Source organism: Falsiroseomonas sp. HC035, from assembly GCF_050563525.1.
Taxonomy (GTDB): Bacteria; Pseudomonadota; Alphaproteobacteria; order Acetobacterales; family Acetobacteraceae; genus Falsiroseomonas.
In genome coordinates, this window is sequence record NZ_JBNXUN010000008.1 from 78,814 (window position 1) to 99,015 (window position 20,202).

Genomic DNA, 20,202 nt, shown 5'->3' on the forward strand with positions numbered 1-20,202 from the left:
CTTCGCTTTGCCGGGGGTCGCGCCGGGAAAAAAACGCGCCGGGCCGCATTGTCATGCTACCCAGGCCAATGGGTTGCATGGCAGCTTGCCACAACGTCAGAGCAGGGAATCACCGCGGGCATGCCGCTGGACTGGGACAAGCTGCGGGTTTTCCATGCGGTCGCCGAGGCGGGGTCCTTCACCCATGCCGGCGAGACGCTGAATCTCTCGCAATCCGCCGTCTCACGCCAGATCCAGGCGCTGGAGGAGGCGCTTTCCGTCCCGTTGTTCCACCGCCACGCCCGCGGCCTGATCCTCACCGAACAGGGCGAGACCCTGAACCGCGCGGTGCGGGAGGTGTTCGCGAAGCTGGCCATGACCGAAGCCTTGCTGACCGAAAGCCGGGAACGCCCGACCGGCCGGCTGAAGGTCACCACCACCACCGGCTTCGGCAGTGTCTGGCTGGCCCCCCGCCTGCGTCGCTTCATGGCGCTGCACCCGGACGTGACGCTGACCGTGGTGCTGGACGATGCGGACCTGGATCTCGCGATGCGGGAGGCCGACGTCGCCATCCGCCTGCATCCGCCGCGCCAGCCGGACCTGATCCAGCGCAACCTCGGCACCTTCGGCTGGCGCGTCTGCGGCTCACCGGACTACCTGAAGACCGCCGGGATGCCGATGCGGGCCGAAGACCTCGATGCCCACCGGATGATCGTCTATGGCGACTATCGCCCGCCGGTCGAAAGCGTGAACTGGCTGCAGGAAGCCGGGCGCCGGCCAGGTTCCACGCGCCGGGCGGTGCTGGAGATGAACAGCCTGCCGGGCATCCTGGCCGCCGTGCGCAGCGGCCTCGGCATCGCGGCCCTTCCCGATTACATGGGCGAGGAGCTGGACGGGCTGGTGCAGGTGCTGCCGGACCTCAAGGCGCCGCGGATCGAGGCCTATTTCGTCTACCCGGAGGAATTGCGGCATTCGAAGCGGGTGGCGGTGTTCCGGGACTTCCTCGTCTCGGAACTTGCGCTTCCCGCACGAATGCAGGCCGCCAGCTAGCCATCCGTCGCGAAACGCCACAGTCCTGTCATTTTTGAGTAGCAGATCGGGTTCCATGCATTTCGCGCATGTCGGGTAGCGCCAATTCACTCAACCGAAGGTCGCGCGGGCGACTATGTTAGGGGCGTTCCGGCGGCGACGCTGGATCAGGGTCATTCAGGGCGAGCCCTGAACCCCTTCGTCTCCCAGACGTGAAGCCTCCCTGTTTGACTTAGGCCGCTGCCCCAACGGGTTGGCGGCCTTTTTTTTGGTGGAGCGGCCGCGGGTTCAGGCGTCGTTCGTCGGGTCGATGTCCAGGACCCGGCCCGTCCCTGCCTCCACAACCAGTCGGCGGCGGGTCGATCGGCGATGCAGCGTCAGGCGAATACGTCCGGCATCGGCTCCCTCCCCCCGCTCGACCACCGAATAGACATGGCCGGCGCGCAGATCGGCCAGGAAATCCTCCAGCGCCGCGCCCAGCAGGAAAGCGGCCTGTTCGGCGGACAGGGCCACGTCGCCGGCTTCGTCGATCTCGACCCGGTCAGGGACAGGCATGCAGCGCTCCTGGGGATGCGAGGCAGGATTGACCGCGGCGGCGTCGCGCTGCAACGGAGGCGGCATGACACAATCCGATCCCTCCCCGACTTCCGACCTCGACCTCGATCCTGGCGGCGCCCCCTACCACACCCTGCTCGGCCTGACCCTGGTGCAATGGGAGGAGGGGCTGGCGCGGCTGGCCTGCACGGTGGGCGACCAGCACCGCAACCGCTCCGGCATCGTCCATGGCGGGCTGATCCTGTCGATGATCGATCAGGCGGCCGGCTATTCCGGCCTTTGGTGCAGCGTGCCCGGCAATGTCCGCAAGGCGGTGACGCTGGACCTGGATTGCCGCTTCACCGGCCAGGTGAAGGCCGGGCGCCTGGTCGCGGAAGCCAAGGTGGCGCAGCGCGGCCGCAACATCTTCTTCGTCCGCACGGACGTGTTTGATGAGGCCGGCAAGATGGTGGCCTTCGGGGCCTCGACGCATCGCTGGCGCGCGGGCAGCGAGACCCATATCGGTCAGCCGCCGGGCGCCGAGCCGCGCGAGGCCTGAGCTACAGCAAGCGGCGCATCTGGCCGTACAGCGCCTCCACCTCCGCCCGCTTCGCATGCGCCGTGCCGGGCTGCGCCACGGTGGCGCCGCCGGCGGCGCTGCCCCAGGCGAAGGCCTCGGCCGGCGCGTCGCCGCGCGCCAGGGCCAGGGTCATGGCGGCGACGAAGCTGTCCCCCGCCCCGGCCGCGCCGCGCACCGGCACGTCGGGCGCCGGCAGCCGCCAGACCCGCTCGGCATTGGCCAGTACGGCGCCGCGATGGCCGAGCGTCAGCGCCACCAGCTTCACGGCGCCGGACCGCGCGAGGTCCAGCACCGCGGCGTCCTGGTCCGCCGCCTCGGGCAGCTTGCGGCCGACCAGCACCTCGAACTCGCCAAGGCTCGGCTTCACCAGCTCGAGTCCACCGGCTTCGATGGCGGCGCGCAGCGGGGCGCCGGAGCTGTCCACCACCACGCGCTGGCCACGGGCGCGGGCCTGGCGTGCCGCGGTGGCGAAGAAATCCACCGGCATGCCGCGCGCCAGGCTGCCGCTGAGCACCAGCCATTCGCCGGCTTCGCGGGCCAGAAGCTCCAGCGCCGCCGCCGTTTCGGCCGGGGCGATTTCGGGACCTTCCGGGACGAAGCGGTATTCCAGGCCGCTCGAGAGGTCCTGCACGATCTGGCTGATGCGGGTGCGGCCCGCGATCGGGACGCTGCGGCGCGGGATGCCGGCGGCATCGACCAGTTCCTCGATCAGCCGGCCGGTGACGCCGCCCGCCAGCAGCACCGCCAGCGCCTGCCCGCCCAATTCGCGCACCACGCGGGCGACGTTGACGCCGCCGCCGCCGGGGTCGAACCTTTCATTCTTCGTGCGGATCTTCCGCACGGGGCGCACTGCCTCGGCCTCGCAGGCGAGGTCGACGGAGGGGTTGGCGGTCAGGGTGAGGATCGTCTGGGTGTCGGGCATGATGGCGCCAGGGTGCCAGAAGCGGCGCGGGCGCGCGAGCGGGGCGCCTCACCACAGCGCCACCGCCACCAGCGTCGCGGCACCACCCAGCGCGGCATACAGCGCGCACGCCGGCAGGGTGCGCCGCATCACTTCCCCTTCCCGCCCGCCGAGCCCGACCGTGGCGCCGCCGGCCACGATGTTGTGTGGGCAGATGATGTTGCCGACAGCGGCGCCGAACCCCTGCGCCGCCAGCAGCGGCAGCGCCGGGAGGGACAGCGCCGCGGCAGTGGCAAGCTGGAAGTCGCTCAGCAGGATGTTTGAGGCGGTGGCGGACCCGGTGACGAAGGTGCCGAGCGCGCCGGTGGCGGCCGCGAAGGCGGGCCAGCCCTGCCCGGCGATGCCGGCCGCCGCCTCGGCCAGTGCCGCGACCATGCCGGAATGCACCATCAGCCGCGCCAGGGTGAGCATCAGCAGCAGCGCCAGGAACACCGGCGGCAGCCGCGCCAGCGCCCGGCCGGCGGCAGCGCCCAGCACCTCCCACCCCGTGCGGTGCAGCGCCGCCGCCAGCAGCAGGCTGGCCAGCAGCAGCGTGCCCGGGTGGTACAGCGGCAGCAGGTTGCCGCTGAAGGCGCCCTCGGCCAGGGACCAGTCCAGCGTCACGCGGCCCAGCGCCTCCCGTACCGGCGGCAGCAGGCGTGTCGCCAGGATCAGGGCGAGCAGCAGCAGGTAGGGCAGTGCCGCAGCCAGCACGGCGCGGCCGGAGGGTACGGCCCCGGCCCTGGGCGCGCGACGCCGCGAGACCGCCAGCGCGAAGGCGACGCCGCCGACCAGAGCACCGCCGAGCGTCGGCAGTTCAGGCCCCACCCAGGTCGCGATGGCGGCGAAGGGCAGCAGGAAGGCGGCGGCGGCGAACAGCGCCATCCCCCAGCCGCCGCGCGCTGCCTGCCCTTCGCCGGCCAGGCGGTGGACGAACAGGGCCATGGTCCAGCCGCAGGCGGCGTGCAGCAGCGCCGTGGCGCCGGACAGCGCCAGCGGGTCCAGCCCGCTTGCCGCCACCTGCGGCACCACCGGGGTGCCAACGGCGCCGAAGGAAACGCCCACGGCATGCCCGACCAGCGCCAGCGCCACGGCCTGTGCCGGGCCGAAGCCCAGGCCCACAAGGATCGGCGCGGCGAGGACCACCGGCGTGCCGAAGCCCGCTGCACCTTCGGAGAACAGCGCGAAGAACCAGGCGACCAGCAACGCCGTCACCCGCCGGTCCGGCGACAGGCTGATGAGGGCGCGGCGCAGCGTCTCGGTGGCGCCAGAGGCCAGTTGCATCTCGTGCAGCCACAGCGCCGGCAGGATGATCCATAGAATGGTGAGGGCGGAGAAGCCGGCCTCGGCGGTGACACCGGCCAGGGCCCCGCCCAAGCCGCCCGCCGCCGGCGGCCCTGCCCAGCCGAACACCAGCAGCGCCACCGGCAGCGCGACACCCAGGCCCGCAAGCCCGGCCGCAACCGCGCCACGCCCGGCGCCGACCATCAGCAGCACGATCAGCAGGATCGGGAGCAGCGCGGCGGCGGCTGTCATGTCCGGATCCAGGCAAAACCGCGGCCTGCCCGGCGGCGGATAAAGGTTTCCAGAAAGTTGATTTTAATCAATGTCGGCATGGTCCGGTAGCACTACTGGATCGGCCCGGGGGAATGCCCCGACGCCACACACGGACTTGAGGGAGTTACGCCAATGAGCGCAACCCGCGCCGACCCGGCCTGGCAGCACGGCACGCCGAAGCGCATCCTGCTCGCCACCGACCTGAGCAGCCGTTGCGACCGCGCGCAGGACCGCGCCGTGCGGCTGGCCCAGGCATGGGGCGCCACGCTGCACCTGCTGCACGTGATCCCGGGCGAGGAGCCGCCGGAGGTGCCTTCATGGCGCCGCAGCCAGTCCGAGGCGGTGCAGGCCGCGGAGCGGCACATCCGCGCCGAGTTGCAAGGGTCACTCGGCGAGGTGGTGATCGAACGCGGCGCGCCGGCCGAGGCGATCCTGCGGCAGGCGGCGGCGCTCGACTGCCAGTTGATCGTCACCGGCGTGGCGCGTGACGAGATGATGGGCCGCGCGGCGGTCGGCCGCATAGTCGAGCACCTGGTGCGGGAATCGCCGGTGCCGGTGCTGGTGGTGAAGCGCCGCGCTTGGCGCGACTATGGGGAGGTGGTGGTCGCCACCGATTTCTCGCCCTGCTCCCGCCACGCGCTGGACTGTGCCCTGGCCTGGCTGCCGGAGGCGGCGATCACCCTGTTCCATGCTTTCCAGATCCCGTTCGAGGGCATCCTTGGCCGCGAGGCCCACATGGCGGAGATGCGGCAGTTGGCGGCGACGGACCAGGATGATTTCCTCGCCACCGTGCCGGAGGCGGCGCGGGCACGAATCCGGTCCATGCTGGAATATGGGCCGGCGGATGCCCAGCTGGCACGGTACGTCGCGGACCGCGAGGTCAACCTGACTGTCCTCGGCACCCAGGGTCGCAGCGGCCTGGCGGGGTTCCTGGTCGGCAGCGTGGCGAAGCGGCTGCTGGCCTGCCTGCCCAGCGACGTCCTGATGGTGCGGCAACCCAGGGCCTGAGGAAGAACCCGCCCATGCATGTCGTCGTGTTCAGTACCAAGCCCTATGACCGGCAGTTCCTTGAGGCCGCCAATGCAGGGGATGGCGGGCGGCACCGCCTGGTCTTCCTGGAGGCGCGGCTCTCGGCGGAAACCGCTGGGCTGGCCAAGGGGGCGGAGGCGGTCTGCGCCTTCGTCAACGACCACGTCGACGCGCCGGTGCTGGAAGCCTTCGCCGGGATGGGCATCCGGCTGCTGGCGCTGCGCTCGGCCGGCTTCAACAACGTGGACCTGGTGGCGGCGCGGCGGCTCGGCCTGACCGTGGCGCGGGTACCGGCCTATTCGCCGGAATCCGTGGCGGAGCATACGGTTGCGATGATGCTGTCGCTGAACCGCCGCATCCACCGCGCCTACAACCGGGTGCGGGAGGGCAATTTCGCGCTGGATGGCCTGCTCGGCTTCGACATGCATGGACGGACGGTGGGCGTGGTTGGCACCGGACGGATCGGGCTGGCGGTGGCGCGCATCATGCGCGGCTTCGGCTGCACGGTGGTGGCGCACGACCCCGTCCCATCCGAGGGCGGGCTGGCGATGGGGCTGGATTACCTTTCCATGGAAGACCTGCTGGCGCGGTCCGACATCGTCACCCTGCACTGCCCACTGACGCCGGCCACGCGCCACCTGATCGACGCTGCGGCGGTGGCACGGATGCGGCGCGGCGCCATGCTCGTCAACACCAGCCGCGGCGCCATCGTCGACACGCGCGCCGCCATTGCCGGGCTGAAATCCGGGCAAGTCGGGCTGCTCGGCCTCGACGTGTACGAGGAGGAGGCGGACCTGTTCTTCGAGGATCTGTCCGACCAGATGCTGCAGGACGACATCTTCGCCCGGCTGCTGACCTTCCCCAACGTGCTGGTCACGGCGCACCAGGCCTTCTTCACGACGGAGGCGCTGACGGCGATCGCCGAGACGACGATCGCCAACATCACCAGCTTCGCCGAGACCGGGCGTGCGACGCACGAGGTCTCGACCGAGAAGCTGGCCTGAAGCCCGCGCTACAGGATGAAGTCGCTGGCTTGAAGCGCCGGCTGGCCGACCAGCCGCACCACCATCTCCAGCGCGCCGCCATCGCCGGCGTCGACCTGGATCGCCGTGCCGTTCGCGCCGTAATGCACGCGGATGGAGGCGACGCTATCGAGGAAGGCGCCGGTGCCGACGAAGGCGAAGGCCTGGTCGCCATCCGCCAGCGGGTCCGCATCGATGCCGGCGAAGCTGATGCGGTCCCCCTCGGCCGCGTTGAAGTCGCGGATGCGGTCGGACTGGTCGCGCAGGCTTTGGACGAAGGCATCGAAGGTGAAGATGTCGGCGCCAGCGCCGCCCATCAGCACATCCGCACCCAGGCCACCCTCCAGCGTGTCGTCACCGGCATCGCTCGATAGCCTGTCGTTGTCGTCGCCGGCCTGGAGGATGTCGTTGCCAGCCCCACCGGCAAGGGTGTCGCGGCCGGTGCCGCCGAGCACCGTGTCGGAGCCGAGGCCACCGACCACGCGGTCGTCACCCGCCGCGCCGTCGACAAGGTCGTCTCCATCTTCACCCAGCACGCGGTCATTGCCGTCGCCGGCCAGCAGGACGTCGCGGCCCGCGCCGCCGACCAGGCGGTCCTGGCCATCGCCGCCGAACAGCGTGTCGTCACCGGCACCGCCCAGCATCGTGTCGTTGCCGCCATTGCCGAAGATGGCATCGTCGCCGATCGTGCCGAGGATTCGGCCGGCGCCCTCGCCGTCCTGGATCGTGCCGCCGAAGAAGACCGTGTCGAAGTCCTTGCGGTTCAGGTCCTGGATGCGGGTATCGGCGGAGGCGGGCGTGTCGGCCTCGGCGAAGGCGGTCTCCGGCGTCGCGTGGTAGCGCGCCAGGTAGTCCTCCAGCGCCTTCTGCTCGCCCAGCGTGCCGGCCGGCACGGTCCCGGCGGCGGTGAAGTTCGCGGTCGGATCCACGGGGGCGCTGAGCGAGCCGTCCTCCAGCAGATAGCGGAAGTTGAAGCCGTTGGCCTTCACCGGGTAGCCGTCGCCGCCATTCGCCAGGAAGTTCAGCGAGACGACGCTGATGACGGCGGGCGCCTCGGCCTGCACCATGCCGTCCTCCACCACGCGGGCGATCACCTGGCCCTCCTGGTCGATCAGCGCCACGCTCTGCACCCGGCTGCCGGCCGGGTTGTCCGGATCGAAGGCGAAGCGCACGCCGCCAAGCTGGGCGTAGCCGCCATTGCCCTGCGGGATGCCGGCGGCGAATTCCAGGATGTTCTTCAGGCCCTCCGCCGTGGTGTCGAACACCATCAGCTTGTTGTCGAAGCGCAGCGCATTTTCGATGTCGAGTTCTGACACGCCGCCGGCGGGCTTGCCCGCATCCGCATTGGCGATCGGCGGCAGCTTGTCGCCGGTGGCCACTTCCACCGCGCCGATCTGCGCGCGGATGCCGCCGCCATTCTTCAGCGAGACCATGAAGGCCTCGCCGGTCGCCTCGACCGCCGCCTCGCGGTTGGCATCCGCCGTCAGGTTGCCGAGGTTGGTTTCCTGGCTGCGGACCTGGGCGCGCTCGCCTTCCAGGTAGACATCGGTGAAGCCGAAGACATTGCCGTCCTTGGCGGCGATCACGGCCTGGACGGCGTCGGTGACCTCCGCCACCTCGGCGCCCTTGGTGCCCGCGGCGAAGGCGGTGGTCGCCAGATCGGCCTCGGCCACGCCCCAGGCGACGGCGACGTTGGCGTCGTTCGCGGCATAGGCGCCGTTGATGGCCTCGTCCAGGCTGTCCAGGATGATGCGGCCCTCGGCGTCGAAATCGACGACCAGGCGGCCGAGATAGGTGAATTCGTTGTCGGTGTTGACGATCAGCGTGGTGCCGCCATCGGCGCCCTGCGTGACGATCGGATAGGTGCCGGCGAAGTCGGCGGCATGGCCGGGAAATTCCACCGCGACATCGGTGGCATCCCCGAGGCGGGTGTTGGAGCCGGCCGCCAGGATGATATCGACGCCGGTCAGCAGTGTCGCCAGCTGCTGCTCGAACTGGATCTGCTGCAGGTGCGACATCAGGATGATCTTGTTGACGCCCTGGGCGACCAGGTCGTCGATCACCGGCTGCAGCAGGGCCGCCAACAGCACCATGTCATTCGTCTCGGCGCCGTCGCCTGCGAAGCCCTTCACCTCGACATTGCCGGTGGAGGAGATGCTCTCGATGATCTGCGTGGTGACGCCGACCAGGCCGATCGCCTCGCCGCCTTTCTGCACGACGGCGGAGGGCACGATGCGGCCGGCCAGCGTTGCCGCGTTCTCCAGGCCGTTCACGCCCACGGTCTCGGTGTAGCGGCCGGAAATGCCGGCATCCGCGGAGAAGTCCAGGTTTGCGGTCAGGTAGGGGAAGGCGGCATCGTTGACCGCATCGGCGAAGGCGTTGGTGCCGAGGTCGAACTCATGGTTGCCGACGGTGGACGCTTCGACGCCGATGCGGTTGTGGATCTCGATGTCGGCGGCGCCGGGGTTGTTGCCGCGGCCGTGGGTGACGGCGACGGAGGCATCGGTGCCGGCAGCCAGGAAGGGGCCGGGGATGAAGTTGTCGCCGCCGGCCAGGATCAGCGTGTTGGCATAGGTGCCGTCGAAGGCATCGACCAGCGCCGCCAGGTTCGGCGCGGTCCGCCCGGCCAGCAGGCCGGCCTCGGCATCGGCGAAGTGCAGCAGTTGCAAGGTGAAGGGCGCCGGGTCCACCGTGAAGACGGAGATGGTGTTGCTGACCTCGTTGCTGGCGATGAACAGCGCCTGGCCGGTCGGCGACTCCGCGGCCGGGATGAACAGCACGCCCTCCGGGCTGACGTCACCCGCGCGGCGGATGGCGCCGGTGTAGGTGACGGCATCCGGGTCGGTCACGTCGAAGGCCAGGGTCATGTTGGAGCGTTCGAGGGCGACGAAGGCATAGGTGTTGCCGTCGATGACGCCGATCTCGATGCCCTCCGGCTCCGGCCCCTTGTTGTCGCTGCGGCCGTCGTCGAACAGGGCGGGGAAGTGTTCCGCCACGATGCGCTCGATCAGGTCCGCGCTGTCGAAGACGATGCCGCCCTGGTCATCGAGAATGGAGAAGGACCGGGCGCCGTACATCAGGATCTGGTCGATATCGCCATCGCCATCCGTGTCGCCGCGCAGGCCGGGGGCGTTGGACACGGTCAGGCGGCCGAGGTTGTCGCTGTCCTTCAGGAAGGCCTCGTTCGGGAAGGTTGCGTCGTCGAGGTCGTAGGCGTTGCTGCCGACGCGGATCGTCTCGCCGGGATCGAGGAAGTCGTCGCGGTCGTCACCCTCATTGGCAATCACGTAGAAGGTCCGGCCATTCGCGCCGTAGCTGTCGATCGCATCCGGCATGTACAGCCCGAAGACCGGCGCGTTCACCAGGTTGGCTGGCAGCGGGTCGTTGCGCGGCCCATCCCGGTCGCTGAAATCGGCCAGCAGGTTCGAGAAGTCCTTGGTGCCCAGCGGGACGATGGCGGTGATGGTCGCGCTGGCGATGTCCAGGATCGCCACCGCATTGGCTTCCTGCAAGGTGATCATCGCCTTGCTGCTGTCGGCGGACACGGCGATGTATTCCGGCTCGACATCCTGGGACACGGACCGGCCCTCGAAGATGCGCACCCCGGCGGCCCGCAGCGCATCCTCCTGGCCGTCAAAGGCGTCGAAGGTGGCGGTGACGGGGGGGCCCAGGCGGCCCGGGCCGGCGCCCGTGTAGATCAAGGTAATGCTGCCATCGCCGTCGGTGCCGGCCTCGTTCAGCTCGCCCTCATTGGCGACCAGCAGGGTAGTGCCGTCCGGCGTGAAGGTCAGGCTGTCCGGCAGGGCGCCGACCTCGACCGCGGCGATCACGACGCCCGGATCATTTGCGGCCAGGAACAGCACCTGGCCCGGCAGGGCCTTGTCGGCATTCGGCAGCGCCACGGCCACCATGCCGTTCTTCGCCGCGACGCTGGTGATGTCCGTGGTGGCGAAGCCGAGCGTGGTGAAGTCGATGGTCTCGATCAGGACCGGCATGGCCGGGTTGGACAGGTCCACCACCTGCAGGCCGACGCCGGAGGTCACGAAAAGCCGGTTGCTGCCCGGGTCGAAGGCGGAGATTTCCGCGCCGGCCAGGGTCAGGCTGCCGGCGGCCGCGAAGCTCAGCGCAGCGGTCGGGGTGGTGGACAGGCTCATCTGTTTTGCTCCGTGGCAACCGGCGGCCGGGCGGGCCCGGGCGCAGGGCACTAGGTCCGTCTCGAACGGCGGACACGTATCCGCGAATTGTTACGGGGCGGCGTCCGTTCGGCGCCGACTGTGTTAAGCTTTTCTTCACCGCCGGGCCTGGACGCTTACGGACCGCAACGCTTCGTAGCCAATCGGCGGTGGCCGCGGCGGCGCAGCCGGCGCACAACCAGCCTGGCCGTGGCACGCCCCGGCGCCGCCGCAAACGAGGTTCACCCTGGCTTCCATGACGCTTCCCGCCCGCCGCCGCTTCCTTCGCGCCGCCAGCCTGCTGGGCACCGGCGGCCTGGCGCAGGGCTGCGCGGCGCGGATCGACCCGGCCGCCTCCGGCCTGCGCATCCCGGGCTTCTTCCGGGCCGCCAACGCGGAGGCGGCCCCCACCGCCATGCGCTGGCCCGATGCCGCCTGGTGGCAGGGCTTCGGTACGCCGCAGTTGGATGCGCTTATGCGCGCCGCGATGGCGGAGAATTTGGACATCGCCGCGGCGGTGGCGCGGCTGCGCCAGGCGGATGCCGAGGTGCGGATCTCCGGCGCCGCGCTGCTGCCGCGGGTGGATGCGGACCTGTCCGCCGGACGGTCGCGCGGCACCAGCCGCAACCCGGGCTCCGCGGGCAGCGCCGGCAACAGCTTCGGCGGCGGCCTCTCCGCCAGCTACGAGGTGGATTTCTGGGGCCGCAACCGGGCGATCCTGGACAGCGCCCGGTCCAGCGCCGTGGCCGCGCGCTACGCCATCGGCGTCACCGCGCTGACCACCCAGGCCGCCGTGGCCAACGCGCTGTTCAACGGGCTCGGCGCACAGGAACAGCTCGAGATCCAGCGCGGCAACCTGGAAGTGGCCAACCGCAACCTCGGCATCCTGCGCCAGCGGCTGGCGGTCGGCACCGCCACCGGGCTCGACATCGCGCAGCAGGAAACCGTCGTGGCGCAGCAGCGTGCCGCCATCCCGCCGCTGCAACAGCAGGTGGAGCAGAACAGTTTTGCCCTTGGCACGCTCACGGGCGTGGCGCCGGGCGAGATCGATATCCGCGCGGTGCGGCTGGATGACATCCGCGTGCCGGAGATCGCGCCGGGCCTGCCGGCGGAGGTGCTGGCGCGCCGCCCGGACGTGCAACTGGCGGAGGCCAACCTGCTGGCCGCCAACGCGAATGTGGCCGCCGCCCGCGCCGCGCTGTTCCCGACCATCGCGCTGACCGGCGGTGGCGGGTTGCAGAGCGTGGCGCTGGAGACGCTGCTGCGGCCGGGCTCCGTGGTGTACAACCTGGCCGCGGGCCTCACCGCGCCGATCTTCAATGCCGGCGCGCTGCGCGCCCAGGTGGAGCAGTTCAGCGCACGACAGGCGGAGCTTGTGGCGGAATACCGTCGCGCCATCCTGTTCGCGCTGCAGGACACCGAGACCAGCCTGTCAGCCCTGCGCCGCACAACGGAGGCCCTGGCCCTGCAACGGGTACGGGCGGACGCGGCGCGCCGGGCCTATGCGATCGCGGAGGCGCAGTTGCAGGCCGGCACGGTAGATCTGCTGACCGTGCTGAACGTGCAATCCAGCCTGTTCAGCGCCCGCAATGCCGTGGCACAGGCGCAGACGGACCGGCTGCAGGCCGCCAGCGCCCTGTTCACGGCGCTGGGAGGCGGCTGGACGCTGGCCTCGGTGCCTCCACCTCTGGTTGCCGCCGGCCCCGGCGGTTCAGCGAGTACCATGCGATGAACGACCTGCCCCGCCCGCCCTTGGCCGAGGCGCCCAACACCACCACGCCCACCGCGCGGCGCCGCCGCCGGCTGTGGCCCTGGCTGCTGCTGCTGGCGCTGCTGGCGGGCGGCGGCTGGTACGCCTGGAGCACGGGTTGGTTCGGCGGGGCGCCACCGGCGGCGACGGGCCCAGCGCGTGGTGGCCGCGTGCCGATTCCGGTGACGGCGGTGCCGGCGACGACAGAAGACCTGCCGATCCTGCTGGATGCGCTCGGCACCGTGCAGGCCTCCAACACCGTCACCGTGGTGCCGCAGGTTTCCGGCCGGATCACGGAGATCGTGTTCCGGGAGGGGCAGGAAGTGAAGGCGGGCGACGTGCTGGTACGCATCGACCCACGCAGCTACCAGGCGGCGCTGGACCAGGCGGTGGCGACGCGGGCGCAGCGGGATGCGCAACTGGCGAATGCACGGCGCGACCTGCAACGCTACATCACGCTGGCGCGCAGCAACGGCACCTCGCAGCAGGTGCTGGACACGCAGCGCGCCACGGTGGCGCAGCTTGAGGCGCAGCTGCAATTCGACGATGCGACCATCGCCGATGCGCAGGCCAAGCTGGACGACACGACCATCCGTTCGCCGATCGACGGCCGCGTCGGGCTGCGCCAGGTGGATATCGGCAACTTCGTGCAGTCCAGCAGCACGACCGGCATCGCGGTGGTGACGCAGCTGCGGCCGATCAGCGTGACCTTCACCCTGCCGCAGCAGACCCTGCCGCAGGTGATCCAGGCGCTGGAGGAAGGGCCGGTGCAGGTCGAGGCACGTCTGGCGGAAACCGCACCGCCGCGCCCGGATGGCAGCCCTCCGCCGCCCAACCCCATCGGGCAATTGGTGACGCTGGACAACCAGGTGGATGCGGCGACCGGCACCATCAAGCTGAAGGCCACCTTCCCGAACGACGACCAGCGCCTGTGGCCCGGCGCCTTCGTCAACACGCGCATCCAGGTGGCGGTGCTGCGGGACGTGACGGTGCTGCCGCTGGTCGCCATCCAGCGCGGACCTCAGGGCACCTACGCCTTCATCGTCCGCGACGACAACACGGTGGAACAGCGGCCCGTGACGCTGGGCACCATCGCCGGACAGCAGGCGGTGGTGCTGCGGGGCATGCGGCCGGGTGAGCGCGCGGTGTCCTCCGGCGCGCTGCGGCTGGTGAGCGGCAGCGCGGTGCAGGTGGCCGACCCGGTGGTGCCGGTCGCCGTGCCGCGGCAGCGGAGACGGCCGCCCGGCGCGGGTGGCGCGGGTGGCGCGGCGCCGAGCGCCGGGCCGCCGGCGGGTGCGCCAGCGGCGGCGACCGCGGCCCAAACCCCGGCGCCATCCACGCCGCGCCCGTGAACATCTCGGCGCCCTTCATCGCGCGACCGGTCGCCACAGCGCTGCTGGCCGTGGCGGTGCTGCTGACCGGGCTGTACGGGTACATGCGGCTGCCGGTGTCCTCGCTGCCGGAGGTCGACTTCCCGACCATCCAGGTGACGACGCAACTGCCCGGCGCGTCCCCGGACACCGTCGCGGTGCTGGTGACGGCATCGCTGGAACGGCAACTCGCGCTGATCGCGGGCCTGTCGGAGATGGTCTCCGTCAGCGGTCCGTCCGTCAGCCGCATCACGCTGCAATTCAACCTGGACCGCGATATCGACGATGCGGCGCAGGATGTGCAGGCGGCGATCAACGCGGCGCGCGGCACGCTGCCGAACACGCTGCCGTATCCCCCGACCTACGCCAAGGTGAATCCGGCCGACCCGCCAATCCTGACGCTGGCGCTGACCTCCGACACGCTGCCGGTGGCGCGGCTGTCAGACATCGTCGACACGCTGCTGGCGCAGAGGCTGGCGCAGGTCGGCGGCGTCGGCCGCGTGGCGGTACAGGGCAACATGCGGCCGGCCGTCCGGTTGCAGGTCGATCCGCGCCGGCTGGCCGCCTACGGCATCGGGATGGAGGCGGTGCGCAGCGCCGTCACCGCAGGCAACGTGGCGGGGGCGAAGGGCTCCATCGACGGGCCGCAGCAATCCTCCGCCGTCATGGCGAACGACCAGATCTCGACGCCCGCGGCCTTCGAGGACCTGATCATCGCCTGGCGCGAGGATGCGCCGGTGCGGCTGCGCGATGTCGGCGTGGCGGTGGAGGACCTGGAGAATACGCTGACGGCGGCCTGGTACAATGGCAGCCCCGCCGTGCTGCTGGACGTGCAGCGCCAGCCCGGCGCCAACATCGTCGCCACGGTGGAAGCGCTGCGCGGGCAGCTCGGGGGTCTGCAACGCGCCCTGCCGGCCGGCGTACGGCTTTCCGTGGTGGCGGATCGTACGGAGACCATCCGCGCCTCGGTGCACGAGGTGCAGCTGACGCTGGTGCTGTCCATGGTGCTGGTCGTGCTGGTGATCTTCCTGTTCCTGCGGACCTGGCGCGCCACGCTGATCCCGGGCGTCGCCCTGCCACTGTCCATCATCGGCACCTTCGGCATCATGTCGGTGCTGGGCTATTCGGTGGACAACCTGTCCCTGATGGCGCTGACCATCGCGACCGGCTTCGTGGTGGATGATGCGATTGTCATGATCGAGAACATCGTCCGCATGATCGAGGAGGGGATGAAGCCGCTGCGCGCCGCTTACGAGGGCGCGAAGCAGATCGGCTTCACCATCGTCTCCCTTACCCTGTCGCTGATAGCCGTGTTCATCCCGCTGCTGTTCATGGAAGGCGTGGTCGGGCGGCTGTTCCGCGAATTCGCCATGGTGCTGACGGTCTCCGTCCTGGTGTCCATGGTGGTGTCGCTGACGCTGACGCCGATGATGTGCGGCCTGCTGCTGCGTCCGCACGGAGAGGACAAGCCCGGCCGCATCTCCGACCTGTTCGAGCGCGGCTTCGAGTGGCTGCGCCGCGGCTACGCCCGCACGCTGGACCGCGCCCTGGCGCGGGAGGGACTGATGCTGGTGCTCGCAACGCTGACGGTGGCGGGCACGGTCGGCCTCTACATCGTCATGCCCAAGGGCTTCCTGCCGTTGCAGGATACCGGTCTCATCACCGTGACGACCGAGGCGCCGCAGGATGTCTCCTTCCGCCGCATGTCGGAACTGCAGCGCCAGGTGGCGGAGGTGGTGGGCCAGGATCCGGATGTGGTCTCCATCACCTCGGTCGCCGGCGCCGGCACAATCAATGCGGCGTCGAACACCGGGCGGATCACCGCGGTGCTGCGCCCACGGGCGGAACGCACCGCCGACGTCAGCGCGATCATGCAGCGCCTGACGCCACGGCTGGCGGCTATCGCCGGCATCGAGACCTATCTGCAACCGGTGCAGGACATCCAGATCGGCACGCGGCCATCTGCCACGCAGTACCAGTACACGCTGATGGACAGCGATGCGACGCAGTTGTCCGAATGGGCGCCACGCCTGGTGGCGGCGCTGCGGGCCGAGCCTGCCCTGCGGGACGTCGGCAGCGACCAGCGGGAGGACGGGCTGCGCGTGATGGTGAATGTGGACCGGCAGCGCGCGGCGCGGCTCGGCGTCACCATGCAGGCGGTGGACGATACGCTGTACAACGCCTTCGGCCAGCGCCAGATCTCCACCATCTACGCGCAGAACAACCAGTATCGGGTGGTGCTGGAGGCCGACCCGGCGCAGGCCGGCGACCTGGCCGCCATCGGGATGCTGCGCGTCACCGGCACGGCGGCGGGCGCAACGATAGCACCCCAGATCCCGCTGTCAGAAATCGCCAGCATCACGCGCGGCCGCGGCCCGCTGACGATCACCCGGCAGGACCAGTTCCCCGCCGTGACCATCGGCTTCAACCTTTCGCCCGGCGCGTCGCTCGGCGCGGCGCTGGAGGCGATACGCCTGGCGCAGGCCCAGCTTGGCATGCCGGATTCCATCTCCGGCAGCTTCGGGGGTGATGCGGCGGAATTCACACGATCGCTGGCGGGACAGGGCTGGCTGATCCTGGCGGCGATCATCGTCATCTACATCGTGCTCGGCGTGCTGTACGAAAGCGTCATCCACCCCATCACGATCCTGTCCACCCTGCCCTCCGCCGGCATCGGGGCGCTGCTCGGGCTGTGGCTGTGCGGGCTGGATCTGTCGGTGGTGGCGCTGATCGGCATCGTTCTGCTGATGGGCATCGTCAAGAAGAACGCCATCATGATGATCGACTTCGCGCTGGAGGCGCAGCGCGACCATGGCATGTCGCCGCGCGACGCGATCCGGGAGGCCTGCCTGCTGCGCTTCCGGCCGATCATGATGACCACCATGGCCGCCCTGCTTGGCGCGCTGCCGCTGGTGCTGGGCAGCGGCGCCGGGTCCGAGTTGCGGCTGCCGCTCGGCGTCTCCGTCATCGGCGGGCTGCTGCTGAGCCAGGTCATCACGCTCTACACCACGCCGGTGATCTACCTGGCTATGGAGCAGCTTCGGGCGCGGGCATCGCGGCTTGGCCGCAGCACGCCGCCGCCGGCGCCGGCGGAATAGCGGCGTGTCGATTTCCGCCCCCTTCATCGCGCGTCCCATCGGCACGGTCCTGCTGGCCATCGGCCTGGCATTGACCGGCCTCGTTGCCTATTTCGACCTGCCGGTGGCGCCATTGCCCAAGGTGGATTTCCCGACCATCGCGGTGACGGCGAGCCAGCCCGGCGCGGACCCGGCCATCATGGCGTCCTCCGTCGCCGCACCGTTGGAACGCCGGCTGGGCGAAATTCCCGGCATCAGCGAGATGACATCGAGCTCCTCGCTCGGCAGCACCCGCATCATCGTGCAGTTCGAGCTCTCGCGTTCCATCGAATCCGCGGCGCGGGACGTGCAGGCTGCGATCAACGCGGCGCAGGCCGATCTTCCTTCCGGACTCTCGAATCCGCCCAGCTTCCGAAAATTGAACCCCGGCGACGCGCCGGTGCTGATCCTGGTGATGACCTCGGAAACCCGCACCGCCGGCGAGGTGTACGACGCCGCCGACAGCGTGGTGGTGCCGCGGCTGTCCCAGGTGAACGGCACCGCGCAGGTCAGCCTCTCCGGCGCCGAACAGCCTGCCATCCGCGTCGCGGTCGATCCGGCAGCTGCGACGGCGGCGAATGTCTCACTTGACCAGATCCGCACCGCCATCACCGCCGCCAACGTCACCCAGGCGACCGGGCTGATCGAGGGCGAGCGCCAGGCCGCTGCCATCACGGTGAACGACCGGCTGGCGACGGCGGAGGAATTCGGCGACATCGTGGTGAAGCAGGCGGATGGCGCCATCGTGCGCCTGTCCAGCCTGGCTCGCGTGGAACAGGGGCCACGCGACCGGCGGCAGGCCGGGTCCTACAACGGTCGCCCCGCCGTCATCCTGATGGTCTACAAGCAGGCCGATGCCAATGTGCTGGAGGTGGTGGACGGCATCCGCACGCTGATCCCCGACCTGCAAAGGTGGATCCCGGCGGGCATCGACATCTCCATCATGCGTGACCGGTCGGAGACCATTCGCGCCAGCGTGGATGAGGTGGAGCATACGCTGCTCATCAGCATCGTGCTGGTGGTGCTGGTGGTCGCGGTGTTCCTGCGCCGGAAATCGGTGATCTTTGCGACCGCGGTGTCCGTGCCGCTGTCGCTGCTCGGCACGCTGGCAGTGATGTGGCTGGTGGGATTCTCGCTGAACAACCTGTCGCTGATGGCGCTGACCATCTCGGTGGGCTTCGTCATCGACGACGCCATCATCATGATCGAGAACATGGCGCGGATGACCGAACGTGGCATGAAGCCGCGCGAGGCGGCGCTGGAGGGTGCGCGGCAGATCGGCTTCACCGTGGTGTCGATGAGCGTCTCCCTCATCGCGGTGTTCATCCCGCTACTGTTCATGGGCGGCGTGGTCGGACGTCTGTTCTTCGAATTCGCCGCGACGCTGTCGATCGCTGTCGCCATCTCTGCGATCGTCTCGCTGACCGTCACGCCGATGCTGGCGGTGCTGCTGGGCAGCGCGGCACCCCGGCCACCCCGGCGCTTCGGGCGTGGCTTCGAGGCGGCGATGGACCGCCTCGTCGCAGGCTACATGCGCAGCCTTGGCGCCGTGCTGCGCTGGCGCCGGCTGACGGTGGTGTTCACCTGCGGCCTCGTCGTGCTGACGGTGTGGCTCTACATGCAGGTGCCCAAGGCCTTTTTCCCCGACCAGGACACCACCCTGGTGCAGGGCTCCGCCGTGGCGCAACCGGACACCTCGTTCCAGGCGATGGTCCGATACCAGGACGATGTCGTCAGCATCATCCGTGCCGATCCGGCGGTGGAGAGCGTCTCCGCCTCGCTCGGCAGCGGCGGCTTCTTCGGCTCCGCCAGCATCCGGTTGCAGGTCGGGCTGAAGCCCCGCGCGGCGCGCGGCGGGCTAACGGCGGCACAGGTCATCGACCGGCTGCGCACGCCGCTGTCCCGCGTCACCGGCGTGCAGACCTTCCTGCGCGGGCAGCAGGACATCAACATCGGCGGCCGCCAGGGCAACGCCTCCTACCAGTACGTTCTGCTGACGCCGGACCTGGAGGCGCTGGGCACCTGGAGCGAGCGGCTGGTGAACCAGTTGCGCACCCTGCCCCAGGTCACGGACGTGTCCTCCGACCAGGAACGCACCGGGCTGATCTCGCGCCTGGTGATCGACCGCGATGCGGCCGCGCGGCTCGGGGTTTCGATCTCGGCGCTCGGCGGCGCGCTGAACAATGCCTTCGCGCAGCGTCAGGTCTCCACCATCTATCGCGCCCGCAACCAGTATCGCGTGATCCTGGAGATCGATCCGCGGCTGACGGAAGATCCCTCCCAGCTCACCGGCATCTTCGTGCCGGGCCGCGACGGGCCGGTGCCGCTGGCCGCCCTGGTGCGGCTGGAGCGGGGCGTGGCGCCGCGTTCGATCACGCATCAGGGGCTGTACCCGGCGGCCAGCATCAGCTTCAGCCTGGCGGAGGGCACGGAACTTGGTGCCGCGACGGCGCTGGTCGAACAGGCGGTGCTGGACATCCAGATGCCGGCCAGCATCCGCGGTGAATTCGCCGGCAATGCGCGCGCCTTCCAGACCTTCCTCACCGGCCTGCCGCTGCTGATCCTGGCGGCGCTGGTCACCATCTACATCGTGCTCGGCGTGCTGTATGAAAGCCTGATCCATCCGCTGACAATCCTGTCCACGTTGCCGACGGCGGGCATCGGCGCGCTGCTGGCGCTGCTGGCGACGGGCACGCCCTTCACCGTCATCGCGCTGATCGGCATCATCCTGCTGATGGGCATCGTAAAGAAGAACGCCATCATGATGGTGGACTTTGCCCTGGCGCATGAGCGCGAGGGCGGTGAGGGTGGCATGGTGGCGATCCTGGAGGCCTGCCGCGAACGCTTCCGGCCCATCCTGATGACCACGCTGGCCGCGCTGTTCGGCGCCATCCCGCTGGCCATCGCCACCGGGCCCGGGGCGGAACTGCGGCAGCCGCTCGGCATCACCATCATCGGCGGGCTGATCCTGTCCCAACTTCTGACGCTGTACACGACGCCCGCGGTGTACCTGACCTTCGAGCGCATGGCGGCGGCGCGGCGGCGGCGGCTGCCGCCGGTGGTGGCGCCAGCCTGACGCATCGGGGGTTGATGCATCGAGGTGCATGCGCGTAGGCTCCGTCGC

Annotated in this window: 12 protein-coding genes; 8 read left to right on the forward strand and 4 right to left on the reverse strand. The window is 70.2% G+C overall.

Features of this window, described 5'->3' with window-relative positions; all coding sequences use genetic code 11:
- The first annotated feature begins 120 nt into the window (after window positions 1-120).
- A complete protein-coding gene (locus ACLF3G_RS17620; protein ID WP_430670716.1) occupies window positions 121-1,029 on the forward strand; it encodes a LysR family transcriptional regulator in 909 nt (302 codons plus the stop codon).
- Between the two features lie 267 nt (window positions 1,030-1,296).
- On the opposite strand, the gene ACLF3G_RS17625 is transcribed toward ACLF3G_RS17620, so the two are convergent.
- A complete protein-coding gene (locus tag ACLF3G_RS17625) occupies window positions 1,297-1,563 on the reverse strand; it encodes a DUF6522 family protein (RefSeq protein WP_430670717.1) in 267 nt (88 codons plus the stop codon).
- A gap of 64 nt (window positions 1,564-1,627) precedes the next feature.
- Between ACLF3G_RS17625 and ACLF3G_RS17630 the strand changes: the two genes are divergently transcribed.
- Complete coding sequence (locus tag ACLF3G_RS17630; protein ID WP_430670718.1) at window positions 1,628-2,101, forward strand: PaaI family thioesterase; 474 nt, start codon at window positions 1,628-1,630, stop codon at window positions 2,099-2,101.
- 1 nt (window position 2,102) lies between these two features.
- On the opposite strand, the gene ACLF3G_RS17635 is transcribed toward ACLF3G_RS17630, so the two are convergent.
- Window positions 2,103-3,044 (reverse strand): 1-phosphofructokinase family hexose kinase, encoded by a 942-nt coding sequence (locus ACLF3G_RS17635; protein WP_430670719.1) that lies wholly within the window; start codon window positions 3,042-3,044, stop codon window positions 2,103-2,105.
- Window positions 3,045-3,092: 48 nt separating this feature from the next.
- Window positions 3,093-4,598: an L-lactate permease gene (locus ACLF3G_RS17640; protein WP_430670720.1), complete on the reverse strand. Its 1,506-nt coding sequence runs from the start codon at window positions 4,596-4,598 to the stop codon at window positions 3,093-3,095.
- A 153-nt stretch (window positions 4,599-4,751) separates the two neighbouring features.
- Between ACLF3G_RS17640 and ACLF3G_RS17645 the strand changes: the two genes are divergently transcribed.
- Both ACLF3G_RS17645 and ACLF3G_RS17650 read left to right on the forward strand, forming a co-directional pair.
- Window positions 4,752-5,627, forward strand: a complete 876-nt coding sequence (locus ACLF3G_RS17645; protein WP_430670721.1) for a universal stress protein — start codon at window positions 4,752-4,754, stop codon at window positions 5,625-5,627.
- A 14-nt stretch (window positions 5,628-5,641) separates the two neighbouring features.
- Entirely contained in the window at window positions 5,642-6,652 is a 1,011-nt protein-coding gene (locus ACLF3G_RS17650; RefSeq protein ID WP_430670722.1) for a 2-hydroxyacid dehydrogenase, read from the forward strand.
- 8 nt (window positions 6,653-6,660) lie between these two features.
- Here ACLF3G_RS17650 and ACLF3G_RS17655 read toward each other — a convergent pair whose 3' ends face one another.
- Complete coding sequence (locus ACLF3G_RS17655; RefSeq protein WP_430670723.1) at window positions 6,661-10,824, reverse strand: choice-of-anchor I family protein; 4,164 nt, start codon at window positions 10,822-10,824, stop codon at window positions 6,661-6,663.
- Window positions 10,825-11,098: 274 nt separating this feature from the next.
- Between ACLF3G_RS17655 and ACLF3G_RS17660 the strand changes: the two genes are divergently transcribed.
- From ACLF3G_RS17660 to ACLF3G_RS17675, 4 genes are read left to right on the forward strand one after another with little or no spacing between them, the layout of a single operon-like run.
- Window positions 11,099-12,574, forward strand: a complete 1,476-nt coding sequence (locus tag ACLF3G_RS17660; RefSeq protein WP_430670724.1) for an efflux transporter outer membrane subunit — start codon at window positions 11,099-11,101, stop codon at window positions 12,572-12,574.
- Complete coding sequence (locus ACLF3G_RS17665; protein ID WP_430670725.1) at window positions 12,571-13,944, forward strand: efflux RND transporter periplasmic adaptor subunit; 1,374 nt, start codon at window positions 12,571-12,573, stop codon at window positions 13,942-13,944. The genes ACLF3G_RS17660 and ACLF3G_RS17665 overlap by 4 nt, the downstream gene beginning before the upstream one ends.
- Complete coding sequence (locus ACLF3G_RS17670) at window positions 13,941-17,060, forward strand: efflux RND transporter permease subunit (protein WP_430670726.1); 3,120 nt, start codon at window positions 13,941-13,943, stop codon at window positions 17,058-17,060. The genes ACLF3G_RS17665 and ACLF3G_RS17670 overlap by 4 nt, the downstream gene beginning before the upstream one ends.
- 4 nt (window positions 17,061-17,064) lie before the next feature.
- Window positions 17,065-20,154: an efflux RND transporter permease subunit gene (locus ACLF3G_RS17675; RefSeq protein ID WP_430670727.1), complete on the forward strand. Its 3,090-nt coding sequence runs from the start codon at window positions 17,065-17,067 to the stop codon at window positions 20,152-20,154.
- The last annotated feature ends 48 nt before the right edge of the window (window positions 20,155-20,202 follow it).